25 protein-coding genes are annotated in these 22,546 nt (G+C 64.5%); 18 read left to right on the forward strand and 7 right to left on the reverse strand.

What is annotated here, in order from left to right:
* The first annotated feature begins 40 nt into the window (after window positions 1–40).
* The 8 genes from I3253_RS01200 to I3253_RS01235 all read left to right on the forward strand — a co-directional run bounded on the left by I3253_RS01200 (window position 41) and on the right by I3253_RS01235 (window position 6,966).
* Window positions 41–901: a bile acid:sodium symporter family protein gene (locus I3253_RS01200; protein ID WP_197915794.1), complete on the forward strand. Its 861-nt coding sequence runs from the start codon at window positions 41–43 to the stop codon at window positions 899–901.
* Between the two features lie 51 nt (window positions 902–952).
* Window positions 953–1,678: a tRNA (guanine(46)-N(7))-methyltransferase TrmB gene (gene trmB, locus I3253_RS01205; RefSeq protein WP_197915795.1), complete on the forward strand. Its 726-nt coding sequence runs from the start codon at window positions 953–955 to the stop codon at window positions 1,676–1,678.
* A gap of 56 nt (window positions 1,679–1,734) precedes the next feature.
* Window positions 1,735–2,799, forward strand: coding sequence for an amidohydrolase family protein (locus I3253_RS01210; protein WP_197915796.1), 1,065 nt, complete (start codon window positions 1,735–1,737; stop codon window positions 2,797–2,799).
* Between the two features lie 85 nt (window positions 2,800–2,884).
* Complete coding sequence (gene aroA / locus I3253_RS01215) at window positions 2,885–4,237, forward strand: 3-phosphoshikimate 1-carboxyvinyltransferase (RefSeq protein WP_197915797.1); 1,353 nt, start codon at window positions 2,885–2,887, stop codon at window positions 4,235–4,237.
* Window positions 4,234–4,767: a hypothetical protein gene (locus I3253_RS01220; RefSeq protein ID WP_197915798.1), complete on the forward strand. Its 534-nt coding sequence runs from the start codon at window positions 4,234–4,236 to the stop codon at window positions 4,765–4,767. Before aroA ends, I3253_RS01220 begins: the two co-directional genes overlap by 4 nt.
* Window positions 4,768–4,787: 20 nt before the next feature.
* Window positions 4,788–5,291, forward strand: a complete 504-nt coding sequence (locus I3253_RS01225; RefSeq protein WP_197915799.1) for a hypothetical protein — start codon at window positions 4,788–4,790, stop codon at window positions 5,289–5,291.
* A 59-nt stretch (window positions 5,292–5,350) separates the two neighbouring features.
* A complete protein-coding gene (locus I3253_RS01230) occupies window positions 5,351–5,971 on the forward strand; it encodes a (d)CMP kinase (protein ID WP_197915800.1) in 621 nt (206 codons plus the stop codon).
* Window positions 5,968–6,966 carry an aldo/keto reductase gene (locus I3253_RS01235; protein ID WP_197915801.1) on the forward strand — a complete coding sequence of 333 codons (999 nt, stop codon included), beginning with the start codon at window positions 5,968–5,970 and terminating at the stop codon, window positions 6,964–6,966. The genes I3253_RS01230 and I3253_RS01235 overlap by 4 nt, the downstream gene beginning before the upstream one ends.
* A gap of 159 nt (window positions 6,967–7,125) precedes the next feature.
* On the opposite strand, the gene I3253_RS01240 is transcribed toward I3253_RS01235, so the two are convergent.
* Complete coding sequence (locus I3253_RS01240) at window positions 7,126–8,679, reverse strand: AMP-binding protein (RefSeq protein ID WP_197915802.1); 1,554 nt, start codon at window positions 8,677–8,679, stop codon at window positions 7,126–7,128.
* A gap of 408 nt (window positions 8,680–9,087) precedes the next feature.
* Here I3253_RS01240 and rpsA point away from each other — a divergent pair, with 408 nt between their 5' ends.
* Window positions 9,088–10,779, forward strand: a complete 1,692-nt coding sequence (gene rpsA / locus I3253_RS01245) for a 30S ribosomal protein S1 (RefSeq protein ID WP_197915803.1) — start codon at window positions 9,088–9,090, stop codon at window positions 10,777–10,779.
* A 92-nt stretch (window positions 10,780–10,871) separates the two neighbouring features.
* Here rpsA and I3253_RS01250 read toward each other — a convergent pair whose 3' ends face one another.
* On the reverse strand, window positions 10,872–11,201 hold the full coding sequence (locus I3253_RS01250; protein ID WP_197915804.1) for a hypothetical protein: 330 nt from the start codon (window positions 11,199–11,201) through the stop codon (window positions 10,872–10,874).
* Window positions 11,202–11,561: 360 nt separating this feature from the next.
* Between I3253_RS01250 and ihfB the strand changes: the two genes are divergently transcribed.
* From ihfB to I3253_RS01285, 7 genes are all read left to right on the forward strand, one after another.
* A complete protein-coding gene (ihfB, locus tag I3253_RS01255; protein WP_114511370.1) occupies window positions 11,562–11,843 on the forward strand; it encodes an integration host factor subunit beta in 282 nt (93 codons plus the stop codon).
* A gap of 3 nt (window positions 11,844–11,846) precedes the next feature.
* The gene (locus I3253_RS01260; protein WP_197915805.1) at window positions 11,847–12,197 is read left to right on the forward strand and encodes a lipopolysaccharide assembly protein LapA domain-containing protein; all 351 of its coding nucleotides are present in this window, start codon (window positions 11,847–11,849) and stop codon (window positions 12,195–12,197) included.
* 77 nt (window positions 12,198–12,274) lie between these two features.
* On the forward strand, window positions 12,275–12,934 hold the full coding sequence (locus I3253_RS01265; protein ID WP_197915806.1) for a phosphoribosylanthranilate isomerase: 660 nt from the start codon (window positions 12,275–12,277) through the stop codon (window positions 12,932–12,934).
* Window positions 12,935–13,051: 117 nt separating this feature from the next.
* Window positions 13,052–14,305 (forward strand): tryptophan synthase subunit beta, encoded by a 1,254-nt coding sequence (gene trpB, locus I3253_RS01270; RefSeq protein ID WP_197915807.1) that lies wholly within the window; start codon window positions 13,052–13,054, stop codon window positions 14,303–14,305.
* Window positions 14,306–14,552: 247 nt separating this feature from the next.
* The gene (locus I3253_RS01275) at window positions 14,553–15,074 is read left to right on the forward strand and encodes a PepSY domain-containing protein (RefSeq protein WP_197915808.1); all 522 of its coding nucleotides are present in this window, start codon (window positions 14,553–14,555) and stop codon (window positions 15,072–15,074) included.
* 134 nt (window positions 15,075–15,208) lie between these two features.
* Window positions 15,209–15,745, forward strand: a complete 537-nt coding sequence (locus tag I3253_RS01280) for a PepSY domain-containing protein (protein WP_197915809.1) — start codon at window positions 15,209–15,211, stop codon at window positions 15,743–15,745.
* Window positions 15,746–15,775: 30 nt separating this feature from the next.
* Window positions 15,776–16,288, forward strand: coding sequence for a helix-turn-helix transcriptional regulator (locus I3253_RS01285; RefSeq protein ID WP_332255656.1), 513 nt, complete (start codon window positions 15,776–15,778; stop codon window positions 16,286–16,288).
* Here the strand turns inward: I3253_RS01285 and I3253_RS01290 are convergent.
* Together I3253_RS01290 and I3253_RS01295 are read right to left on the reverse strand one after the other, a co-directional pair.
* On the reverse strand, window positions 16,285–16,668 hold the full coding sequence (locus tag I3253_RS01290; protein WP_197915810.1) for a DUF2237 family protein: 384 nt from the start codon (window positions 16,666–16,668) through the stop codon (window positions 16,285–16,287). The two genes, I3253_RS01285 and I3253_RS01290, sit on opposite strands and share 4 nt — an antisense overlap.
* A gap of 132 nt (window positions 16,669–16,800) precedes the next feature.
* Window positions 16,801–17,217 carry a VOC family protein gene (locus tag I3253_RS01295; RefSeq protein ID WP_197915811.1) on the reverse strand — a complete coding sequence of 139 codons (417 nt, stop codon included), beginning with the start codon at window positions 17,215–17,217 and terminating at the stop codon, window positions 16,801–16,803.
* A 163-nt stretch (window positions 17,218–17,380) separates the two neighbouring features.
* Between I3253_RS01295 and I3253_RS01300 the strand changes: the two genes are divergently transcribed.
* Complete coding sequence (locus I3253_RS01300; protein ID WP_197915812.1) at window positions 17,381–18,745, forward strand: FAD-dependent oxidoreductase; 1,365 nt, start codon at window positions 17,381–17,383, stop codon at window positions 18,743–18,745.
* 51 nt (window positions 18,746–18,796) lie between these two features.
* On the opposite strand, the gene I3253_RS01305 is transcribed toward I3253_RS01300, so the two are convergent.
* The 3 genes from I3253_RS01305 to pth all read right to left on the reverse strand — a co-directional run bounded on the left by I3253_RS01305 (window position 18,797) and on the right by pth (window position 21,756).
* Window positions 18,797–19,963 carry a serine hydrolase domain-containing protein gene (locus I3253_RS01305; RefSeq protein ID WP_197915813.1) on the reverse strand — a complete coding sequence of 389 codons (1,167 nt, stop codon included), beginning with the start codon at window positions 19,961–19,963 and terminating at the stop codon, window positions 18,797–18,799.
* Between the two features lie 66 nt (window positions 19,964–20,029).
* Entirely contained in the window at window positions 20,030–21,073 is a 1,044-nt protein-coding gene (locus I3253_RS01310; RefSeq protein ID WP_197915814.1) for a DUF2332 domain-containing protein, read from the reverse strand.
* Window positions 21,070–21,756 carry an aminoacyl-tRNA hydrolase gene (gene pth / locus I3253_RS01315; protein ID WP_197915815.1) on the reverse strand — a complete coding sequence of 229 codons (687 nt, stop codon included), beginning with the start codon at window positions 21,754–21,756 and terminating at the stop codon, window positions 21,070–21,072. The genes I3253_RS01310 and pth overlap by 4 nt, the downstream gene beginning before the upstream one ends.
* An 87-nt stretch (window positions 21,757–21,843) precedes the next feature.
* On the opposite strand from pth, the gene I3253_RS01320 reads away from it, so the two are divergent.
* Entirely contained in the window at window positions 21,844–22,533 is a 690-nt protein-coding gene (locus tag I3253_RS01320; protein ID WP_197915816.1) for an FkbM family methyltransferase, read from the forward strand.
* Window positions 22,534–22,546 lie beyond the last annotated feature (13 nt).

The raw sequence follows: 22,546 nt of genomic DNA on the forward strand, positions 1-22,546 counted from the left end.
CTTGTGCCACCTTTGCGCTGCGAACAGAGAGGATTTCCGCATGCTGATCGACGTTGCTTTGCCGCTTTCGCTGGCCTTCATCATGTTTTCCCTTGGTTTCGGGCTGACATTTGCCGATTTCGGACGGGTTCTGACCATGCCGCGCGCGGTGCTGGTGGGCATGGCGGGACAGGTGGTGCTGGTGCCGGTGGTGGCGTATCTGCTGGTGATATTCACCAGCCTGCCGCCGGCGCTGGCCTTTGGGGTGATGTTGCTGAGCTTTTGTCCGGGTGGGGTGACATCCAACATCCTGACCAAGCTGGCGGGGGGCACGGTGGCGCTGTCGATCACGCTGACGGCGGTGGTCAGCCTGTTGTCGGTGCTGACGGTGCCGGCGCTGGTGGGCTGGGCGGCGGGGGCGTTCCTGACCGGGGACGCGCCCGAGATCAACGTGGCCGCGATTGGTTTTTCGATGTTTGCCATCACGGCCGTTCCTGTGGTGATCGGCCTGCTGATCCGTTTTGTCGCCCCGGACTTCGCGGCGCGGCGCGAGCGGATGGTTTCGGGTGTCGCGCTGGTGTTGTTCGTGGTGATCGTGTTGGCGGCGCTGATCACCAACTGGGACATGTTCATTGCCAATATCGCCCGTTTGGGGCCACTTCTTGTGGCGCTGAACCTTGTGCTGCTGATCCTGGGGATCGTGATGGCGCGCGTCCTTGGGCTGGGCGGGGGTGACGGGCTGTGCATCTCGATCGAGATGGGGGTGCAGAACGCCGCGCTGGGCATCACCGTGGCCGGGTTGGTGGCGCAGACCGGGGGTATTCCCGAATACGCGGTGCCGGCGGCGCTTTATGGGATCACGATGTATATCGTGACGATTCCGGGCATGTTCGTGTTGCGGATGTTGTTTGGCAAAGCTTGACGGCGGGGGCCGCATTGGGCAAAGGCAGGCCCGCAAAGCAAAGTGAGAGCCATGCCCGCCGATAACCACCCGGACAAACACCCCTCTGGCGCCCCGTGGCGCAATTTCTATGGCCGCTTCAAGGGCAAGGGCCTGCGCCCCAGCCAGGAGACCTATCTGAACGAGGACCTGGCCAGGCTGTCGCCCGGCAAGGTGGATTGGGAGACCAATCCCGAGCGCGCGCCGCTGGCGCTTGACGCGCTGTTCGGGGGGCGGGACGTGTGGCTTGAGATCGGCTTTGGCGGGGGCGAGCACATGGTGCACCAGGCGGTGCAGAACCCGGATGTCGGCCTTATCGGCTGCGAGCCTTATATCAACGGCGTGGCGATGTTGCTTGGCAAGATCCGCGATGCCGGTGCCGGCAATCTGCGGGTGCATCCCGGTGACGTGCGCGACATGTTCGACGTGCTGCCCACGGACAGCATCGCGCGCGCCTTTCTGCTGTATCCCGATCCCTGGCCCAAGAAACGCCACCACCGGCGCCGGTTTGTGACCCCTGAACATCTGGAGCCGCTGGCGCGGGTGCTCAGACCGGGGGCGATTTTCCGGGTGGCGACGGACATTCCCGATTATGTGCGTCAGACGCTGGAGCAAGTGCCCCGCCATGGATTCGAATGGCTGGCCGAGCGGCCCGCCGACTGGCGCACGCCCTGGGGCGACTGGATATCCACGCGCTATGAACAGAAGGCATTTCGCGAAGGGCGCACCCCGCATTACCTGACATTCAGAAAGACTTGAAACCGCGCGTGTGATAACACTCATGAGGCGAGTATTTCAGATCAAAGGGGTGCCTCATGCCCGATTACCGAATGACGAATTGCCATATCCATTTGTTCACGCTGGACCATGTGCCACAGAATTTCCCGGTGCCGATTGTCGGGTTTCTGCGCGGTCAGCCGGGGCTGATCAACGCCATTGCCTGGGTGTTGGAAAAAACCTTCTGGAAGGATCAGGGCGGGCAGGTGCGCCGTCTTGGCCGGATGGCGGCGGTGGGGCGCAAACCCACGCAGGAGGCGGTGTTGCGCAGCGTCCTGCATCAGTATTCGACGGGCACGCGGTTTGTGGTGTTGCCGATGGATATCGCGGCGGGGGGCTATGACACGCCTGAAATATCGCTGGAACAGCAGCATTACGACTTGCATCGGCTGGCCAGCAAGCCGCAGTTCCGGGATTTGCTGGTGCCGTTTGCCAAGGTGCACCCGGCGCGCGGGCAGGCGGCGTTTGACGAGTTTCGCAAATGTATCGAGGAGTACGGGTTCAGGGGGCTGAAACTGTATCCCAAGCTGGGCCATGCGCCCGACGACCGGCTGTTGATGGACAAGGTTTACCCCTATTGCGTGGACAACAACCTGCCGGTGATCACCCATTGTTCGCGCGGCGGGGTCTATGCCAGGGGCTGGGACAGCCGGCGCGGCGAGGAAATGGGCGCCCCGTTGCGCTATGTGCCGGTGCTGGAGGCGTTTCCCGAGCTGCGTATCAACCTGGCGCATTTCGGCGGCAGCCGGGAATGGGCGGATTACGTGGCCGGGATCGATCCGCTGGATCCGGCCGCGCGGCGGCGCAACTGGGTGACATGTATCCGTGACATGATCAATTCGGGCAAGTATCCGAACCTGTACACCGATATTTCCTATACGATGTTCGACTTCGAAGAGAACATGCCGTTTCTGGCGGTGTTCCTGGAAAAGGAGAGCCTGCGCAGGAAGGTGCTGTTCGGGTCGGATTACTACATGACCAAGCAAGAGGACCTGAGCGAGCGGGCGGTATCGATGCGGCTGCGCCACGCGCTTGGGGCGGACGTGTTTCGCGAGATTTCCGAGGTCAATCCCACGCTGTGGCTGACCGGGGGGCATGGTTAGGGCCCTGCCGGGGCAAATCGCGCCATGGACGGATGGCTGTTGTTGCGCTAACAGCGAAAAAAACGACCCAATAGGAAGCGCATTCATGTCCGGCCACGGCACACCGATCCCGATGACATCCCACCCCTGCGGCCCGCTGACGGGCCAGGCGCATGTGCCCGGCGACAAGTCGATTTCGCACCGCTCGCTGATCCTTGGCGCGATGGCGGTGGGGGAAACCCGGATCAGCGGCCTTCTGGAGGGCGAGGATGTGCTGGACACGGCGCGCGCGATGCGTGCCTTCGGGGCCGAGGTGACGGATCATGGCGGCGGCGAATGGTCGGTGCATGGTGTGGGCGTGGGCGGTTTTGCCGAACCGCGGAACGTGATCGATTGCGGCAATTCGGGCACCGGGGTGCGGCTGATCATGGGGGCGATGGCCACGACCGGTATCACCGCCACCTTTACCGGCGATGCCAGCCTGAACAAGCGCCCGATGGCGCGGGTCACGGATCCGATCGCGCTGTTCGGGGCGCAGGCCGTGGGCCGGTCGGGCGGGCGGCTGCCGATGACCATCGTGGGCGCGGCCGATCCTGTGCCGGTGCGCTACGAAGTGCCGATGCCGTCGGCCCAGGTGAAATCGGCGGTGTTGCTGGCGGGGCTGAACGCGCCGGGACAGACCGTGGTGATCGAAAAAGAGGCCACGCGCGACCATACCGAGCGGATGCTGCGGGGCTTTGGCGCGCGGATCACCACCGAAAATTCCGATGCGGGACGGGTGATCACGCTGACAGGTCAGCCCGAACTGAAGCCGCAAACCATCGCCGTGCCGCGCGATCCCTCTTCGGCGGCGTTTCCGGTATGCGCCGCGATCATCACGCCCGGTTCGGACGTTCTGGTGCCCAATATCGGGCTGAACCCCACCCGAGCCGGGCTGTTCACCACGCTGCGCGAAATGGGCGCGGACCTGACCTATGAAAACGAACGCGAAGAGGGCGGCGAGCCGGTGGCCGATCTGCGCGCCAGGTTTTCGCCCGACCTGAAGGGTATCGAGGTGGACCCGGCGCGCGCCGCGAGCATGATCGACGAGTATCCGGTCCTGTCGGTGGTGGCGGCTTTTGCGCAGGGAGATACGGTGATGAAGGGCGTCGGGGAATTGCGCGTCAAGGAAAGCGACCGGATCGACGCCATGGCCACCGGGCTGCGCCTGAACGGGGTCGCGGTGGACGAGGGCGAAGACTGGTGGATCGTGCACGGGCTGGGCCATGGCAACGTGCCGGGTGGCGCGACCTGTGAAAGCCATCTGGACCACCGCATTGCCATGTCGTTCATGGTGATGGGCATGGCCGCGCAAAACCCGGTAAGCGTGGATGACGGCGGCCCGATTGCCACCTCTTTTCCGATCTTCGAGCCGCTCATGGCCGGGCTGGGGGCCAATGTTGCGAGAGCCGATCGGTGAGCCGCTATGCCAGGTCATTCGCCGCACTCAGCGTGATCACATCAGGGGTTTACGCGGTGTTGGTGACGCTTGGCCTGCGCAATCTCGTGGTGGGCGATCCGCCCATGCAGCCGTTTGATCTGCGCCTGCTGGGCTATACCTATTTTGAGGCCACATTTTACCTGGAACACCTGCCCGCCAGGGCCGTTGCGCTGTATGCGGGGCCCTTGCGGGCGCTGGATACGGTGTTTCCGGCATTGATGGGCCTTTGGCTGGGCTGGGCGCTGTGGGGGCTGACGCGCAATGTGCACGCCTGGAGCCGTGTGATCCTGATGGTGGTGCCGGGCGGTTATGTGATCATGGATCTGGCGGAAAACGCGCTGATCTCGGAGATGCTGCACCATGGGCCGGGCGCGATCAGCGGCGAGCTTGTCGCCCTGGCGAGCAGCTATACCGTGACGAAGTTCTTCACGCTTTTTGTTGCTTTTGCGCTTTTGTCGGTCATGATCGTGTTCAATGTGGGCAAGAAAAGACGCGGCTGGCGCGGTTGAGCCGGCGGCGCGGAGAGCGCATGAGGGCGGCATTCTGGATCAGTTTCGCGGGCGCGGCGGGGGTGTACCTGACCATGGTGCTGTGGTCGCTGCCTTTCGTTTCGGATGCCGCCGGTGGGCTGGCGCCGTTCGACATGCGCCCCCTGGGCTATTCCGGCGAGCAGGCCCGCGCGTTTCTGGCGGCGCTGAGCGACGAGGGGCGGGTCTTTTACATCGACGTGCAGCACAAGCTGGACATCCTCTATCCTGCCCTGCTGGGGCTGGCGCTGGTGCTTGGGTTCCAGCTGTTGTTTCCGCGTCCCTGGGCGATGGTGTTCTCGGTGATCGCTCTGGTTGGGGTGGCGGCGGATTACCTGGAGAATTACCTTGTCACCGTCATGCTGACCAGCGACGCGCCGGTGGCGGACAAGCTGGTGTCGCTGGCGAGCTTCTGGACGGTGAGCAAATCGCTGTCGGCGACGATCAGTTTCCTGGTTCTCTTGCTGGGGTTCGGCTGGATGGTTCTGCGCCGCTGGGGGCGTTAGCCGCTTGCATCCACGCGCCCGGATTGGGATAGAGGGGCGCGCAGAGGAACGGGGATTTCATGAGCTTTACCATTGCCATAGACGGGCCCGCCGCGGCGGGGAAGGGAACCATTTCCAGGGCGGTTGCGGCACATTTCGGCTTTGCCCATCTGGATACCGGGCTGCTGTATCGTGCGGTCGGCGCGCGAGTTCTGGCCGGGGCGGACCCATTGGCGGCGGCGCGGGCGCTGGTGGCGGAGGATCTGGAGGCCGAGGGGCTGCGCGCGCCCGAAGTGGCGCAGGCGGCCAGCAAGGTGGCGGTGCTGCCAGAGGTGCGTGCGGCGCTGGTGGATTTCCAGCGTGCCTTTGCCCGGCGCGCAGGCGGCGCGGTGCTGGATGGGCGCGATATCGGGACGGTGATCTGCCCCGAGGCAGAGGCCAAGCTGTTCGTGACCGCAAGCGCCGAGGTGCGGGCCGGGCGACGGTATCTGGAGCTGGAGGCCGGGGGCGCGCAGGTGAGCCGCGAGCAGGTGCTGGCCGATGTGATCGAGCGCGACCGGCGTGACCGGGAGCGCGCCGAGGCGCCATTGGTTGCGGCGCGCGACGCGGTGGAAATTGACACGTCCCAGATGGATATCGACAGCGCGGTGGCGGCCGCGATTGCCGCCGTAGAAGCGCGAATGGAAGGGAAAAACCCATGAAAATGCAACAGCTTGGTGGGTGCGGCCCGGTGTCGGCGCTGGGTGTCGGGGCGATGTCGTTCGGCAATTTCTACGGGCCGACCACCGAGGCCAATTCCCACGCCATCCTTGATGCCGCGCTGGCCGCCGGTGTCACCCATGTGGACACGGCCAACGTGTATGGCATGGGCGGATCGGAGGCGGCGATCGGCTCTTTCCTGAAGGCGCGCGGGGCGGGGACGCGGGCGCGGTTCTTCATTGCGACCAAGGCGGCGATCACCCGGGACGACGCCGGAAACCGCTGTTTTCGCAATGACCTGGCGCATCTGGAGGCGGAACTGGATCAGAGCCTGGCGCGGATGGGCACGGATCATGTGGACCTGTTCTATGTGCATCGGCGCGACCCGGATATGCCGATTGAAGACGTGGCCGGTGCGCTTGGTGAGTTGAAAAAGAAGGGCAAGATCAAGGGGATAGGTTTTTCCGAGATCGCGCCCGCGTCGTTGCGCCGGGCCGCCGCCGAGCATCCGGTGGATGCGGTGCAGTCGGAGTATTCGCTGGGGGTGCGCGCGCCCGAACTGGGGCTGGTGCAGGCTTGCAAGGATCTGGGCACGGCGCTGGTTGGCTTTGGGCCGGTGGGCCGCTCGTTCCTGACAGACGATCCGATCCCGCTGTCCCGCGTGCCCGATCTGGGCTGGCTGAAGGTCAATCCGCGCTTTCAGGAGCCGAATTATTCCAACAATATCAAGGCGACAGACGCGTTTCGCGCGCTGGCGGCGGATATGGGCCTGCCCGCTGCGGCGCTGGCGATTGCCTGGGTTCTGGCGCAGGGCGCGCATGTGTTTGCCATTCCCGGCACGCGGTCTGTGGCGCATTTCGAAGAGTTGGTGACGGGCGCCGGGGTGGCGCTGAGCGCGGCGCAGCTGGCCGAGATCACGCGGGTGCTGCCGGCGGGCTGGGCGCATGGCGATCGCTATTCGGCGGGCCAATGGGTGGGACCGGAGCGGTTCTGCTGAGGCCTGGGCGCGATTCGAGGGTTAATGCCCTTGTTTTGCAGGTTTTTTTGCTTCGGCGGCACGTCGGTATTGCGTCGGTATTGCATCGGCGCGCGGGCGGGCCGGACGCGCCGTTAACAGGGCGCGCGCCGGGATAAAGGCCACCCGGCGCAGCTGACCCTAGATTCCGATTTCGTCACGCAACTGACGGCGCAGGATCTTGCCAGACGGCGATTTGGGCACTGTCTCGACCACGCGCAGGTGGCGGATCTGTTTGTAATGCGCCAACCGGCCCTCGAAGAACGCCTGAATGTCTTGCAGGCTTGGCGCGTTGCCGGCGGCGGCGGCGACAAAGGCCATGGGCACTTCGCCGGAAGCGTCATCGGGCACGCCGATCACCGCGGCATCGGTGACGGCCGGGTGGGCGAGCAGCGTTGCCTCCAGTTCCGCCGGGGCGACCTGAAACCCCTTGACCTTGATCAGCTCCTTGACCCGGTCGGTCAGATAGAGAAAACCGTCTTCGTCGAACCGGCCAATATCGCCGGTATGCAGCCAGCCGTCCGGATCGATGGTTTCGGCGGTGGCGTCGGGATTGTTGAGATAGCCCTTCATCACCTGCGGCCCGCGCACCAGCACTTCGCCGGTGTCGGTTGGCGCGAGCGATGCGCCGGTATCGGGATTGATGATGCGGCATTCGGTATTGGGCACGGTCACGCCCGAAGCGCCCGGTTTGCCCTTGCCGCCGGGCGAGATGTGGCTGGCGGGGCTGAGTTCGGTCATGCCGTAGCCCTGTGCCACGGTGGTGCCCAGCCGTGTGGCCAGCGCCTCGGCCACGTCGCCCCCCAGGGGCGCGGCGGCGGAAAAGACCTGTTCGACATGCGACAGATCGTAGGTATCGACCACCGGATGCTTGGCCAGGGCCAGCGCCACCGGGGGCACAACCCACAGCCGACGGGTGCGGTATTTGCAGGCCAGCTCCAGGAACATTTCCAGATCGAACCGGGGCATGGTGACAAGCCCGCCGCCCGCCGCGAGATAGACATTCATCAGAACCTGAAGGCCGTAGATGTGGAAAAAGGGCAGGAACGCCAGGGTCAGTTCACCGGCGTCGACATCGGCCGGGGCCAGCATCTGGCTGATATTCACGACCAGGTTGCGATGGGTCAGCATCACCCCTTTGGGCAGGCCGGTGGTGCCCGAGGAATAGGGCAGGGCGACGACGTGATTGGCCGCATCCACCGGGGTCTGGGTATCCTGAGCGGGGCCCATGAGCGCAGAGAGCGGGGTTGTGCCCGGCGGGGCCTCGCCGATCACGACGATATCCTGCACGCCGGTGCCGCGCGCCGCCTGTGTCGCGATGTCGGCAAAGGGCGCCACGGTGATCAGCAGGTCGGCCCCGGCATCGGCCAGCTGATAGGCGACTTCGGGCGCGGTATAGGTGGGGTTGATCGTGGTGATCGTGCCGCCGGCCCAGGCGACGCCATGCGCCACGACGCAATATTCGGGCAGGTTGGGCGCCATGATCGCCACACATTTTCCGGCCCCAAGCCCGGCGGCGTTCAGCCCGCCGGCCAGCGATTTGACCGCGGCGATGAATTCCGCGCCGGTCATGGGCCGCCCGGAAGGCCCGTCGACAAGGATGGTCATGTCCGGGTCGATGCCGTCGAAGACACGTTGGGTCATGGTCTTGTCGCTGATCGGGACGGGCGGAAAGGGGCTGGTGATGGTTGACATTGGCGTTCCTCCTGGGCGAAGGCTAGCGCGCGGGGCGCGAATTCCCAAACGAAACCGCCCAAAGCGCTTGCCAGCAGGGCGCAAAGCGAATATATCGCGCCCGTCGACAAGGCGATCAACGCCATAGAACAAGAGAGACGAGCAGGGTCGGAGCCTCCGGCCCTCTTTGTTTTAGGGTTCGCCGGGTTGGCACACCGCCCGCAGGCAACGGGCATCAAGACCGCCCTCAAGCAGCGAAGCGGTAGGGCACTCAATTCGCCCTCAAGCAGCGAAGCGGTAGGGCACTCAATTCGCCCTCAAGCAGCGAAGCGGCAGGGCACTCAATCCGCCCTCATGCCGCGAAGCGGCAGGGCATAGATAAAGACCGGCGGAGACAACCGCTCGGCCAGAAAAAATGTTTGTAAAGGAATGAAACGCCAGATGGCTAATACAACCATGGAGGAATTCGAAGCCCTCCTGAATGAAAGCTTCGAAATGGACACCCCGAACGAGGGTTCGGTTGTCAAAGGCAAGGTTATCGCGATCGAAGCGGGCCAGGCCATTATCGATGTCGGCTACAAGATGGAAGGCCGCGTTGATCTCAAGGAATTCGCAAATCCCGGTGAAGCCCCTGAAATCGCCGTTGGCGACGAGGTGGAAGTCTACCTGCGCGCGGCTGAAAACGCCCGCGGCGAAGCGGTTATCTCGCGCGAGATGGCCCGCCGTGAAGAAGCCTGGGACCGCCTGGAAAAAGCATATGCCGACGACCAGCGCGTCGAAGGCGCGATCTTTGGCCGTGTCAAGGGCGGCTTTACGGTTGACCTGGGTGGCGCCGTGGCCTTTCTGCCGGGCAGCCAGGTTGACGTGCGCCCCGTGCGCGACGCCGGCCCGCTGATGGGGCTGAAGCAGCCGTTCCAGATCCTGAAGATGGACCGTCGCCGTGGCAACATCGTTGTGTCGCGCCGCGCCATTCTGGAAGAGAGCCGCGCCGAGCAGCGCGCCGAAGTCATCGGCAACCTGACCGAGGGTCAGGCGGTGGACGGTGTGGTCAAGAACATCACCGAATACGGGGCCTTCGTTGACCTGGGCGGCGTTGACGGCCTGTTGCACGTCACCGACATGGCCTGGCGCCGTGTGAACCACCCGTCGGAGATCCTGTCGATCGGCGAGACCGTCAAGGTTCAGGTCATCAAGATCAACAAGGAAACCCATCGTATTTCGCTGGGCATGAAGCAGTTGCAGGACGATCCGTGGGATCTGGTGGCGGGCAAGTACCCGCTGAGCTCGGTCCACAAGGGCCGCGTGACCAACATCACCGATTACGGCGCCTTCGTGGAGCTGGAACCCGGTGTCGAAGGCCTGGTTCACGTCAGCGAAATGTCCTGGACCAAGAAGAACGTGCACCCCGGCAAGATCGTTTCGACGAGCCAGGAAGTGGATGTCATGGTGCTGGAAATCGACGGTGCCAAGCGCCGCGTTTCGCTGGGTCTCAAGCAGACCATGCGCAACCCGTGGGAAGTGTTTGCAGAAACCCATCCCGAGGGCACGCAGGTGGAAGGCGAAGTCAAGAACATCACCGAGTTCGGCCTGTTCATCGGTCTCGAAGGCGAGATCGACGGCATGGTGCACCTGTCGGACCTGTCCTGGGACGAGCGTGGCGAAGAGGCCATTCAGAACTACCGCAAGGGCGACGTTGTTCAGGCGGTCGTGTCGGAAGTGGACATCGACAAGGAGCGTATCTCGTTGTCGATCAAGGCTTTGGGCGGTGACAAGTTCGCAGAAGCCGTTGGCGGCGTGAAGCGTGGCTCGATCGTGACCGTGAACGTGACCGCGATCGAGGATGGCGGCATCGAGGTGGAATACGAAGGCATGAAATCCTTCATCCGCCGTTCGGACCTGAGCCGCGATCGCGCAGAGCAGCGCCCCGAGCGTTTCTCGGTCGGTGACAAGGTGGATGTGCGCGTGACCAACGTGGACAGCAAGACCCGCCGTCTGGGCCTGTCGATCAAGGCACGCGAGATCGCCGAAGAGAAAGAGGCGGTGGAACAGTATGGTTCGTCGGACTCGGGCGCATCGCTGGGCGACATCCTGGGCGCGGCCCTGAAGGGTGGCGACGAGTAAAGCGTTCCGCTTTTGCGCAAAAGACATGGAGAACCCCGCCGGAAACGGCGGGGTTTTTCTTTATTGGAGTGGCGGCGGGACCGGTCGGGCGGTCAGGGGCAGCCGAAGGGGACGAAGGTGCTGGCCATGCCTTCGTTCATCGTCATGATTGTCAGCAGGTTCGCCAATTCGGTTTCCCTGTCGGTCTGTGGGCAGATCCGGTAGTTGTCGATGCAGCCGGATGCGATGAAGGCGTCATTCTCTGCCAGAAATTCCTTGCGGATGCCGTCTTGTCCCAGCATGCCAAGCGCGTCGATTACGGCGTGCTGGTAGAGAGTGCATTTTGTCTCGCGCCAGCTTTGGTCCTGGGATTGCGCGGGCACGCCGTACAGGCCGAGAAAGATCAGCAATGCAAGCAGGGAAGAGGGCGCGCGCGAGGTCATGGGGGACTGCCCTTGAGGCTGACTGGGGTGTCGAGCGTTGCACGAGCGGGCCGGGGCTGCAAGCACAACGCCGGATGAATCCGTGCCGTTCGCAGGACAACAAGGCTGGGGTTCCGGCCCTTGAGGGGAAAGCTTTCCGTTGCGAATCAATGGCTTCTTTTCCGCGCTGCGGCGCGGGTTGTGGTATGGCGGGGGACGTGTGGACGGGCGGGGGCCTGCCGGAAAACCGGCGAAAACGCCGGAAATGGGGTATAAAAGGCGATCTGGCGCAGCGATTCCGTTTTCCGTTTGGCGGGATTCTCCCTATAGTCGGGGCGATGCTTGCGACAAAGACTAGCACGCCCAGGGAGATGTGAACCGATGATCCGTTCGGAACTGATACAGAAGATTGCCGATGAAAACCCGCACCTTTACCAGCGTGACGTGGAGCGTATCGTGAACACGATCTTTGAGGAGATCACCGATGCGATGGCCCGTGGCGATCGGGTGGAGCTGCGTGGCTTTGGCGCGTTTTCGGTGAAGAAGCGCGATGCCCGTGTCGGGCGCAACCCGCGTACCGGAGAGTCGGTGGAAGTGGAAGAGAAACACGTGCCCTTCTTCAAGACGGGCAAGTTGCTGCGAGACCGACTGAACGGAAAGTAAGAAATGCGTTACATCCGCTATGCCTTTCTCGGCACCCTGGGAGCCGTGCTGGTGGCCGTTGCCCTGGCGAACCGGGATATCGTGACCCTGACCCTGTTGCCCCAGGCGCTTGGCGATCTGATCGGGGTGAACATGTCGATCTCGCTGCCGCTGTTCGTGGTGATATTCGGCGCGATCGTTGCCGGGTTGTTGATCGGGTTCGTGTGGGAGTGGATGCGCGAGCATCGTCACCGGGCCGACAAGAGCCGGGCGGAGCGTGAGTTGCACCAGACCAGGCGCGAGATGCGCCGTCTGAAGGGCAAGCAGGCCGGGAACAAGGACGAGGTTCTGGCCCTGTTGGACGAGGCGAGCTGAGCCGCGTTGCGCATTTGAGTATTTTTGGAACAATGAAAGGGGCGGGCTGCGCCTCTTTTCGGTGTGGGTAAGGTGGCATGGACATCCGGGTCAAGATTTGCGGGCTGAAAACCCCCGAAGATGTGGCGGCGGCGGTTGGCGCCGGGGCGGCCTATGTGGGGTTCGTGTTCTTTGACAGGTCACCGCGTTGCGTGGATGTGGAGACCGCGCGGGCGCTGGCGCTGGAGGTGCCGCCGGGGGTGGCCAAGGTGGCGCTGGTGGTGGATGCGCAGGATGCGGCGCTGGACGAAATTGTCGGAACGGTGCCGGTGGACATGGTGCAGTTGCATGGGGCGGAAAGCCCGGAGCGGGTGGCGGACATTCGGGCGCGGTACGGATTGCCGGTGATGAAGGCGATCGGCATCGCGGGGCCAGGGGACGTGGCGCAGATTGACCGGTATGGCGCGGTGGCGGACCAGTTGCTGGTGGATGCCAAGCCGCCCCGGGGGGCGCAGTTGCCCGGCGGCAACGGGCTGGCGTTTGACTGGCGGTTGGTGAACCGCAAATACTGGCCCTGTCCGTGGATGCTGGCCGGGGGGCTGACGGCGGCAAACGTGGCCGAAGCGGTGCGCATGACGGGCGCGCGGCAGGTGGATGTAAGCTCTGGTGTGGAACGCGCGCCGGGGGTGAAGGATGCGGCGCTGATCCGGGGGTTTGTTTCGGCAGCACAGGTGCGGCCAGTGCCGGTGTTGCGCTAGGCGCCGTTGGCGGGCGCGTGGAGTGCCTGTGCGGAGTTGCGCCTGAAACGCTTTCCCGCTTGCCCTGTTGGTGCGTGCGTTTTAGGTAAGGCGGACGCAAGCGAAGGATACCCCCTCATGGCCACCGATCTGTTCAATTCCTTCATGTCCGGTCCCGACGAAAAGGGCCGGTTCGGCATTTTTGGCGGGCGGTTTGTCAGCGAAACGCTGATGCCGCTGATCCTGGATCTGGAAGCGGAATACGAGAAGGCCAAGGACGATCCCGCGTTCTGGGCCGAGATGGACGATTTGTGGAAGCATTACGTGGGCCGCCCGAGCCCGCTGTATTTCGCGCCGCGTCTGACGCAAAGCCTGGGCGGGGCGAGGATCTATCTCAAGCGGGACGAGCTGAACCATACGGGCGCGCACAAGATCAACAATGTGCTGGGTCAGATCATCCTGGCGCGGCGCATGGGAAAGACCCGGATCATTGCCGAGACCGGGGCGGGCCAGCATGGGGTGGCGACGGCCACTGTTTGTGCCAAGTTCGGGCTGAAATGCGTGGTTTACATGGGCGCGCATGACGTGCAGCGCCAGGCGCCCAACGTGTTCCGGATGCGCCTTTTGGGGGCCGAGGTGATCCCGGTGACGAGCGGGCGGGGGACGCTGAAGGACGCGATGAATGACGCGCTGCGCGACTGGGTCACGAATGTGCGCGACACGTTCTATTGCATCGGCACCGTGGCCGGGCCGCATCCCTATCCGGCGATGGTGCGCGATTTCCAGTCGATCATCGGCAAGGAAGTGCGCTGGCAGCTGGCCGAGCAGGAGGGTGAGGGCCGTCTGCCCGATACGGTGATTGCCGCGATCGGCGGCGGGTCCAACGCGATGGGGCTGTTTTTCCCGTTCCTGGATGACAAGGAGGTCAACATCATTGGCGTCGAGGCCGGCGGCAAGGGTGTGGACGAAAAGGTGGAGCATTGCGCCAGCCTGACCGGCGGGCGCCCCGGTGTGCTGCATGGCAACCGCACCTACCTGTTGCAGGACGATGACGGGCAGATTCTTGAAGGCTATTCGATTTCGGCAGGTCTGGACTATCCGGGCATCGGGCCGGAGCATAGCTGGCTGCATGAGGTGGGACGCGCGCAGTATGTCAGCGTGACCGACAAGGAGGCGCTGGAGGCGTTTCAGTTCTGCTGTGCGCAGGAGGGAATCATTCCGGCGCTGGAGCCGAGCCATGCGCTGGCCCATGTGATGAAGATCGCGGGCGATCTGCCAAAGGACCATATCATCGTGATGAACATGTGTGGCCGGGGCGACAAGGATGTGCAGACCGTGGCGCGCTATCTGGGGTTCGACATGAGCGATACCGAAGGGCGTGCGGCGCACTGAGCGCGTTTTCCCTGAACGGATGTGACCGGGCGCCCGTAATCGGGCGCCCTTTTTGGTTTCAGGGGCTGTCCTAAACCGGGGTTTAGGCGGCTAAACCCGGGGTGCAGGCGGGGAGAATTAAACCGCAGTTCAATGGTTCGTCCGATTTGCCCGGGTCAGTCTGGGGGCAGGCGAATACGCCGAAAACACCAGGCGGAAAACAAGAATCCCCCTGATCATCTACAGACACATGCAGCAAGGAAATCTCATGACACGTATATTCCTCACTTCCACCGCCATTGTCATCGGTCTGGCATCGACCGCATTTGCCCAGGACTTTGTAACGCGCCTGGAGCGGTCCTTTGCCCGGGACGGATTTACCAAGATCGAGATCAAGCGCGGCAATGGCCAGGCCAAAGTCGAAGCCGTGCGCGACGGGATGCAGGTGGAAACCGTTTACGATCTGGATACCGAAGAAGTGGTTTCGCATGAAGTCGGCCCGATCGGGGACGACGATGGCCGGGACGATGATGGCCATGATGACGATGATGGCCGCGATGACGATGGCCATGATGACGATGATGGCCGCGATGATGATGGTCACGACGATGATGGCCGCGATGACGATGGCCATGATGACGATGGCTATGATGACGATGGCCATGACGATGACGGCGGCGATGACGATGGCAGCGACGATGACGGGCGCGATGACGATGGCGGTGATGATGGCGGTCGCGACAGCGATGGCGATGGCGACAGCGATGGCGACAGCGGCGATCATGATTGAGGCCACGGCACGGATCGGCAGTTCCTGTCGGTCCGGGGCGGCATACTGCGCCTGGCGATGAAGGCGCAGCCTTTCCATGACCGGCTGGCGCCCGTATGATGCGGGGGCCAGCCAACATTTTTCGGATGGACTTTATGACCAGGACAATCGGACACATTGTACGAACCGCCGTTGCGCTGGCGATGCTGGGGACCGCCGCTCTGGCGCAGAGCAGCGCGAACCCGCGGCTTGATGCGATCGTGCGGCAGTTGCAGGCGCAGGGCTATGACGACATCGCCATTGGCCGCACCTGGCTGGGACGGGTGCGTATCGAGGCCAGATCGGGAAATGCGGAGCGCGAGATCGTGGTCAACCCGCGCACCGGTGAAATCCTGCGCGACTATTGGGACGATGGGGAGGGCCGGGACGGGCAGAAGGGGGCATTTGGTGGTCTGATCGGGCGGACAAATGATCCCGATGAGTCGTCTGATGACGATGGGCAGGATGAAAGCGGAAGTGACGATGGGGGGCACGACGGCGGCGGCGACGATGGCAATGACGGCGGCGACGGGGACGGCGGCGACGGGGACGGCGACGATGGTGGCGGCGACGATGGTGGCGGTGACGATGGCGGCGGCGACGATGGCGGCGGGGACGATGGCGGCGGGGACGATGGTGGTGACGATGACTGAACGGTCGCGGGCTGAACCGGGGCGGCGCCGGTGAGACGGGCCGGTTTGCTTGGCGGGCTTGTGCTTTTGCAGGGGGTTGCGGCCTTGTTCTTTGTATCGGACATCGCGATGTCCGTGCTGGGGGTGCGCTCGACCCCGATCAGCTGGCAAACCCGGGAAATCCTTGAGATTGCCGCAGCGCTGGGGCTGGTTCTGGGCGTGGTCCTGGGGTGGCTGGCGCTGCGTCAGTCGATGGCGGGCAAGGCCCGGGCCGAAGCCAGCCTGCGCCAGGTGCAACGGGCGTTCCGGGACCATCTGGAGGCCACGTTTCGCGACTGGGGGTTGACGCCGGCCGAACATGACGTGGCGCTTTTCTCTGTCAAGGGACTGTCAATTCAGGAGATTGCCGCCTTGCGCGATACGTCCGAGGGCACGGTCAAGGCGCAGAGCAATGCAATTTACCGCAAGGCCGGTGTCAGCGGGCGGGCGCAGCTCATGAGCCTGTTTCTGGAGGATTTGCTGGCAGAGGACGGCGCGGCGGCCTTGCAGGACCGCGCGGGCTAGGGGGCGGTTTTGGTGGCGTGTTGCGCCAGCACGCGCAGAGGCACGATGTCGAGCGCGCGTTGATGTGTGGCGGCAAGATCGACCTGCGGGGCGCAGCCTTCGTCATGGGCCTGGAGAAAGCGGGCGGCGCACAGGCACCAGTGATCCCCCGGTTGCAGCCCGGCAAAGTTGAACTCGGGCCGGGGGGTGGACAGATCGTTGCCGACATATTTGGAAAAGGCGAGAAATTCGGCCGTCATCACGGCGCAGACGGTGTGGCTGCCCTGATCTTCGGGGCAGGTGTTGCAATGTCCGTCGCGGAAGAACCCGGTGACGGGATCGCCGGAGCAGGGGGCGAGATTGGTGCCCAGAACGTTGAAGCCGGGGTCTTTGTGGATCATGGGGGCATGTTCGCATGGCCGCGGCGCCGCGCCAAGCGGCAATAGGCGCGCGCGCCGCGTTTCGGGGCGGGCCATTGCCGGGGTTTTGCCTTGCAGTGGATGATCCGGGTTCGGGACGGTGAGAAATTCGCGTCAGTCGTCGCGACCGGGTTCGTCGGGGTTGCTGGCGAACAGCGCGATCTTGTTGCCCTGGGGGTCGCGCAGGTAGGCGACGTAAAACTGCGGGCCATAGGAGGGGCGAAAACCCGGCTGGCCCTCATCCAGACCGCCTGCGTCGAGGGCCGCGGCGTGAAGGGCGCGCACCTGTTGCTGGCTGCGGGCCTCGAAGGCGACCATGGCGCCGTTGCCTGCCGTGGCCGGGCGCCCGTCGAAAGGAGGTTTTACGTAGAAATCCGGCAGAACCGGAGACTGGCCCGGCGCTGTGGGAAGCGTGTAGCTCAGGCCCTCGGGGCCTTCGGTCAGTTCATAGCCAAGCGCGGGCAGGAAGGCCGCGTAAAACCGTTTTGCACGCGCGATGTCGTTGGCGCCGACGGTGACATAGGCAATCATGCTGCGTAGTCCTTTTTGGAAGGCGGAAGGCGGAAGGCGGAAGGCGCGTGCGCGCGGCCATGATAGGCCAGTTGCCTGTTCGGGCCAATACGTTGCGCCGTGACGTGGGCGGGGGCGCATTTCGGATTGACGCAGGGGGCGGGTTTGGCAAAGGCTGAGCGCCATGAAACAGATCAGTGAACCCGCCCGCCAGATCGACGTGATCCATGAAACCGATGTGCTGGTTGTCGGCTCCGGCCCCGGCGGATTGTCGGCGGCGCTGGCGGCGGCGCGGGCCGGGGTTGCGGTGACGCTGGTGGAGCGGTTCGGCTGTTTTGGCGGCAATATCACCGTGGTCGGGGTGGAGGGGATGCATTGGTATCGCCACGAGCACACGGTCGAGAGCATGGGCATTCCCAAGGAGTTCGAGGACGCGGCGAAAGAGGCCGGCGCGGCGGTGCCCGAGAGCCAGTCGCTGAGCTATGAGATCGACAGCGAGGGGTTCAAGCTGGTCGCGGACCGGATGGTGGAAAAGGCGGGGATCCACCCGATGCTGCACCGCCAGTTCGTGGCGCCAATCATGCAGGGCGATGCGATCACCGGCATCATCACCGAGTCCAAGGCCGGGCGCGAAGCGATCCTGGCGCGGCGGGTGATAGATGCGACGGGGGACGCGGATGTGGCGCACCGGGCCGGGGCGCCCACGCGGCTGACCCCGCGAGAGGACATGATGGCGGCGAGTGTCATGTTTCATCTGGCCGGGGTGGACAAGGAGAAGTTCATGGAAGGGGTCAGGGCCGATCCGCAGACCTATGCCGATTGGGGCGGCGGGGGCGAGTGGAATATCGAGACCTCGGGCAAGGAGGACGAGATGTTCTCGCCCTTTCTGGGCAAGCCGTTTGCGAAGGCGATCAGGGCCGGGATCATTCCGGCGCATCTCAACACCATTGCCGGGACATGGGGGGCGGTGCACGACACGGGCGAGCTGACCTATATGAACCTTGTGCATCTGGACGGGATCGACGGAACGGACCCGGACAGCCTGACGCGGGGCGAGATCGAGGGGCGCCGGCAGGCGATGCTGGCGATTGCGGCGCTGCGGCGGTTCACGCCGGGCTGCGAGGGCGCGCGGCTGAGGAATTTCGGGATGAGCCTGGGCGTGCGGGACACGCGCAAGGTGGACACGATGTATCACATGCGCGAGGCGGATGTGCGCGAACAGGGCCGGTTCGAGGACAGTATCGGCATTTTTCCCGAATTCATTGATGGGTATGGCGTGCTGATCCTGCCCACCACGGGGCGGTATTTCCAGATCCCGTATCGCAACCTGTTGCCAGGGCGCGTGAAGAACCTGCTTGTGTCGGGGCGCGCGACGGGGGCGGAGCGGATCGCCCACGCGGCCACGCGCAACATGGCGTGCTGTGCGGTGATCGGGCAGGGCGCGGGCGTGGCGGCGGCGCTGTCGGTCAGGCAGGGGCGTGACCTGGACAATGTGGACATCGGGGATATCCAGGCCGAGCTGGAGCGGCAGGGCGCGCGGGTTTGGTAAGCGCCCCGCCCCCGCCCCCGCCCTTGACCGGGGCCGGGCGCCGGGGAGGAATTACTCTGTCGCCGCCGCGATGCGACGGAACATGGCGATATTGCCGTCGGTCACGCCGTTTTCCTTGAACTGACGGTCGGCGGAGTTCATGGCGATCACGACACCGCGCCGCTGGTCGATATAGATATACTGGCCATAGACCCCGATGCCGAAGAATTCGCCCGGGCGGGGATCCTTGGGCATCCACCACTGATAGCCATAGCGCAGCGCACCGGGGGCGGTTCTGGCGCTGGGGCGGGTGCTTTGGGCGATCCAGTCGGCGGGCACCACCTGTGTGCCGCCATACATGCCGTTCTGGGCGATCATCTGGCCAAAGCGGGCATAATCGCGGGTGCGGATGTTCAGCCCGCCCAGCACGAAGGCGGTCCCTTCGCCGTCGGTGATATAGGCGGGCGCGGCCTCGTATCCCAGCGGGGCGATGATCTTTTCGGCCAGCAGATCGGCAATGTCGCGCCCCGTCGCGCCCCGGATCACCATGCCCAGAACATGGGTGTCGATGGACACGTATTGCCACTGGCTGCCCGGCGCGGTGAAGCGGTCCGACAGCGCCCGGGTGAACCCGTCCATCGTGCCGCCCATGGCGATCACGCGGCCCATGCGGTTGATGTCGGAATTGAAGTCGAGATAATCCTCGTTGAAGGTGACGCCCGAGGACATCTGCAACACGTTGCGGATCGAGGCCCCGTCATAGGCGGTGCCAGCCAGGGAGGGGGCGTATTTCGTGACCGGATCCTCCAGGCTGTCGATCTGGCCCTCGGCCAGGATCACGCCAAAGAGGGCGGACAGGTAGGATTTTGCCACCGACCAGGAGATGCGCAGATCTTCGGGCCCGGTGCCCTTGTGGTAGCTTTCATGCACGATCTGCCCGTCGCTGAGCACGACAAGTGCCGTGACGTTGCGTTCGGCGATCCATTGCGCGGCGCCGTCGGGCAGGGCGATGTCATCGCCCCGGGGCAGGTCCGACACGGGGCCGTCCCCGCGCGGCACCGGGCGGGTGAGGAAGAGCCGGTCCATGTTGGAGAAGTTCCAGACGATCTTGTCCTCGGCAAAGAGTGAATTGACCGCCAGCAGCCGGTGGATTTCCTCGCGCTTCCAGACATAGGTGGCCACGCCGGCCAGCACGAGCAGCAGCAGGATGCGGCCCAGCCATTTTCCAAAGGTGCGCATGGTGATTTTCCCCCAGTGTTTGCGCGCCAGTTGAGCAAATCAGGGGGCATTCGGGCAAGAGTAACGTCAGGGCAGGCGGGTGGGGGCCTGCCAATCGACCCAGCGGCCATGGAAATCGGCGCGCCCAAGGAACAGATCGTGTTCGCCGGGCCAGAGCCGCAGGCGCAGGGCCGCGCCGGGGCTTTGGCCGTCGGATTCATAGGACAGCCAGGCCAGGGGCGCGTCCGCGTGCGCGGCGCGGCCTGCGCCGGAAATGAGGTCTTCACCATGGGTCTGGATGTGGGCGGGGAAATATTGCCAGGCGACGGTGTGATAGATCAGGTGCAACGCGCCGGGGCGCGGGATGCGCAGGCGCGGTGCCAGCCAGTCGATGGCGTCGCCCCGGTCGACGGGGGCGTCCTGAAGCGCAAAGGCGGCGCGGGTGCGGGCCATGCGCTCGGACTGATCCGGCCAGAGATAGGCCAGCAGGCGCAGCTGGTCGGCGGGTTCGGTGGCGGCAAGCGGGTTGAGATCGACGCCGTGGCGGGCCGCGACCGTCAGTTGGCCGGGCGGGGGCAGGGGGCCGGACCAGTCGGGGGCCAGCGCCACGTTGCTGTCAGGGCCGTAGGCGGTACCGGCCAGCGTCATCCGAAAGCGGTCGAACATCAGGTTCAGACCGGCAGAGGCACCGAGTTCGGTGAGGTGGATGGGCAGGCTGAAGCGGTCTTGCAGCAGGTGCGCGGTGGCGATCAGCACGGCGGCGCGGCGCGGCTCGTTGGTTTGGGGTGCGTGATCGATCCAGCCGGACAGGAAGGTGTCGTGGGTTTGCAGCGCCGCCAGAACCGCGTCGCGCAGGCGCGTGTCGGGCACGTTGTGGGGCGGATAGGCGGCGATCAGATCGGCGTCGCGCTGTTGCAGGACAAGTGCGTGCAGCCCGCCGCAGATGCGCAGGGGCAGCGAGGCGCCCAGCGGGCCGATGTCGCCCTGCCAGGCCGCGCATTTGCGGGCCAGGGCGGTATCGGTGGGCCAATGGGTGGCCAGCAGGCGCAGCAGGCGGCCCATGAAGGGGCTGCCAAGCGCCTCGCAATGGCTGGCCTGATCGCGAAAGGCGGCGCTGAGGGTCTCGGTCATTTGAACTTGTCCATCAGCTTTTGCAGCTTGGAGCGGCCGTCCTGTGGAGCGGCGTCCGGGGCCGGTTCGGGCGCGGGATCGGCGGCCCTGGGGGCAGGTTTGTTCGAGGCGCGCGGCGGGTTCACGCGCAGCGCGACCGCGTTCATGAACTTGCCGCTGTCCCCGTCCGCCAGATGTGGCGCGCCGTCGGAAAGGCCGCGCAAGAGGTCGTCCAGCCAGTTGGCATCGGCCTTGGGAAAATCGCGCAGCACATAGCCCGAGACCGCGTTCTTGTGGCCCGGATGGCCGATCCCGAGGCGCACGCGGTCATAATGCGGGCCGATATGCTGATGGATCGAGCGCAGGCCATTATGCCCGGCATGGCCGCCGCCGGATTTCACCCGGCATTTGCCCGGCGCGAGGTCAAGTTCGTCGTGGAACACGGTGATGTCGGTGCTGTCGAGCTTGTAAAAGCGCATCGCCTCGCCCACGGACTGGCCGGAGAGATTCATGAAGGTTTCGGGCTTGAGCAGCAGGATCTTGTTGCGCCCCAGCCTGCCTTCGGCGATGGCGCCCTGGAATTTGCCCTTCCACGGTGAAAAGCCGTGATCGGCGGCGATCCTGTCCAGCGCCATGAAGCCGATATTGTGGCGGTTGGCGGCGTATTTCGGACCCGGATTTCCAAGGCCGACAAAGAGTTTCATGGCGCAAGTCCCGTTCGCAGGTGGTGGTTGCTCTATAGGTGGCGCGGGCTTAGGAATCAATCAGGGCAAGGCAGGAGAGCGGGCGGCGTGACGGTTTACACACTCAAAGGGGTCGGGATCGGGTTGCCCGATTGGCTGGTGGGCACCGCGATCGAGGACAAGATCCGCGCCGGGGACTATGAGAGCAAGGAAAGCGACGCGGCGCTGAAGCGGTTGCGCAAGGGCTGGACTGTGCTGGAGCTTGGCGCCGGGCTGGGCTTTGTCAGCTCGGTCTGTGCCTCGGTGGTGGGGGCCGAAAACGTGATCAGCGTAGAGGCCAATCCTCGGATGCTGGACCCGGTGCGCGCCAATCTGGAGCGCAACGGGTTTGGCGATGTGACCTTGTTGCATGGCGCGGTGGTGGGGGATGATCACACCGGGGAAACGGTGACGTTCCGCGCGGGCAAGCTGTTCTGGGGCGGGTCGATCGTGGCAGAGGGCAAGCACCATGATGACATGGTCGAGGTGCCCGCGCTGCCGATGTCGCATCTGTTGGCGATCTATGAGCCGAAATTCGTGATGATGGATATCGAGGGGGCCGAGGCGCAATTGTTCGAGCGGCCTTGGCCGCGCTGCGTGAAACATGTGGTGATGGAGATCCATCCCAGCCGGTATGAGAGCAACCGGGTGCTCCGCAAGATGGTGGACTGTATGTCGAAATCGGGCCTGACCTATGACCCGGTGATGAGCAACGGGCGCACGTTGGGATTCATGCGGGTGGCCAGGGGGCGGGGGTAGGGCGCAATCGCCG

The organism is Thiosulfatihalobacter marinus, from assembly GCF_016019955.1.
Taxonomy (GTDB): Bacteria; Pseudomonadota; Alphaproteobacteria; order Rhodobacterales; family Rhodobacteraceae; genus Shimia; species Shimia marinus_A.

Bases quoted from the DNA above. Each gene is read 5' to 3' on its own strand.
- I3253_RS01200 (WP_197915794.1), top strand. From the start codon at position 41: ATGCTGATCGACGTTGCTTTGCCGCTTTCGCTGGCCTTCATCATGTTT.
- trmB (WP_197915795.1), top strand. From the start codon at position 953: ATGCCCGCCGATAACCACCCGGACAAACACCCCTCTGGCGCCCCGTGG.
- I3253_RS01210 (WP_197915796.1), top strand. From the start codon at position 1,735: ATGCCCGATTACCGAATGACGAATTGCCATATCCATTTGTTCACGCTG.
- aroA (WP_197915797.1), top strand. From the start codon at position 2,885: ATGTCCGGCCACGGCACACCGATCCCGATGACATCCCACCCCTGCGGC.
- I3253_RS01225 (WP_197915799.1), top strand. From the start codon at position 4,788: ATGAGGGCGGCATTCTGGATCAGTTTCGCGGGCGCGGCGGGGGTGTAC.
- I3253_RS01230 (WP_197915800.1), top strand. From the start codon at position 5,351: ATGAGCTTTACCATTGCCATAGACGGGCCCGCCGCGGCGGGGAAGGGA.
- I3253_RS01235 (WP_197915801.1), top strand. From the start codon at position 5,968: ATGAAAATGCAACAGCTTGGTGGGTGCGGCCCGGTGTCGGCGCTGGGT.
- I3253_RS01240 (WP_197915802.1), bottom strand. From the start codon at position 8,679: ATGTCAACCATCACCAGCCCCTTTCCGCCCGTCCCGATCAGCGACAAG.
- rpsA (WP_197915803.1), top strand. From the start codon at position 9,088: ATGAAACGCCAGATGGCTAATACAACCATGGAGGAATTCGAAGCCCTC.
- I3253_RS01250 (WP_197915804.1), bottom strand. From the start codon at position 11,201: ATGACCTCGCGCGCGCCCTCTTCCCTGCTTGCATTGCTGATCTTTCTC.
- ihfB (WP_114511370.1), top strand. From the start codon at position 11,562: ATGATCCGTTCGGAACTGATACAGAAGATTGCCGATGAAAACCCGCAC.
- I3253_RS01260 (WP_197915805.1), top strand. From the start codon at position 11,847: ATGCGTTACATCCGCTATGCCTTTCTCGGCACCCTGGGAGCCGTGCTG.
- I3253_RS01265 (WP_197915806.1), top strand. From the start codon at position 12,275: ATGGACATCCGGGTCAAGATTTGCGGGCTGAAAACCCCCGAAGATGTG.
- trpB (WP_197915807.1), top strand. From the start codon at position 13,052: ATGGCCACCGATCTGTTCAATTCCTTCATGTCCGGTCCCGACGAAAAG.
- I3253_RS01275 (WP_197915808.1), top strand. From the start codon at position 14,553: ATGACACGTATATTCCTCACTTCCACCGCCATTGTCATCGGTCTGGCA.
- I3253_RS01280 (WP_197915809.1), top strand. From the start codon at position 15,209: ATGACCAGGACAATCGGACACATTGTACGAACCGCCGTTGCGCTGGCG.
- I3253_RS01290 (WP_197915810.1), bottom strand. From the start codon at position 16,668: ATGATCCACAAAGACCCCGGCTTCAACGTTCTGGGCACCAATCTCGCC.
- I3253_RS01295 (WP_197915811.1), bottom strand. From the start codon at position 17,217: ATGATTGCCTATGTCACCGTCGGCGCCAACGACATCGCGCGTGCAAAA.
- I3253_RS01300 (WP_197915812.1), top strand. From the start codon at position 17,381: ATGAAACAGATCAGTGAACCCGCCCGCCAGATCGACGTGATCCATGAA.
- I3253_RS01305 (WP_197915813.1), bottom strand. From the start codon at position 19,963: ATGCGCACCTTTGGAAAATGGCTGGGCCGCATCCTGCTGCTGCTCGTG.
- I3253_RS01310 (WP_197915814.1), bottom strand. From the start codon at position 21,073: ATGACCGAGACCCTCAGCGCCGCCTTTCGCGATCAGGCCAGCCATTGC.
- pth (WP_197915815.1), bottom strand. From the start codon at position 21,756: ATGAAACTCTTTGTCGGCCTTGGAAATCCGGGTCCGAAATACGCCGCC.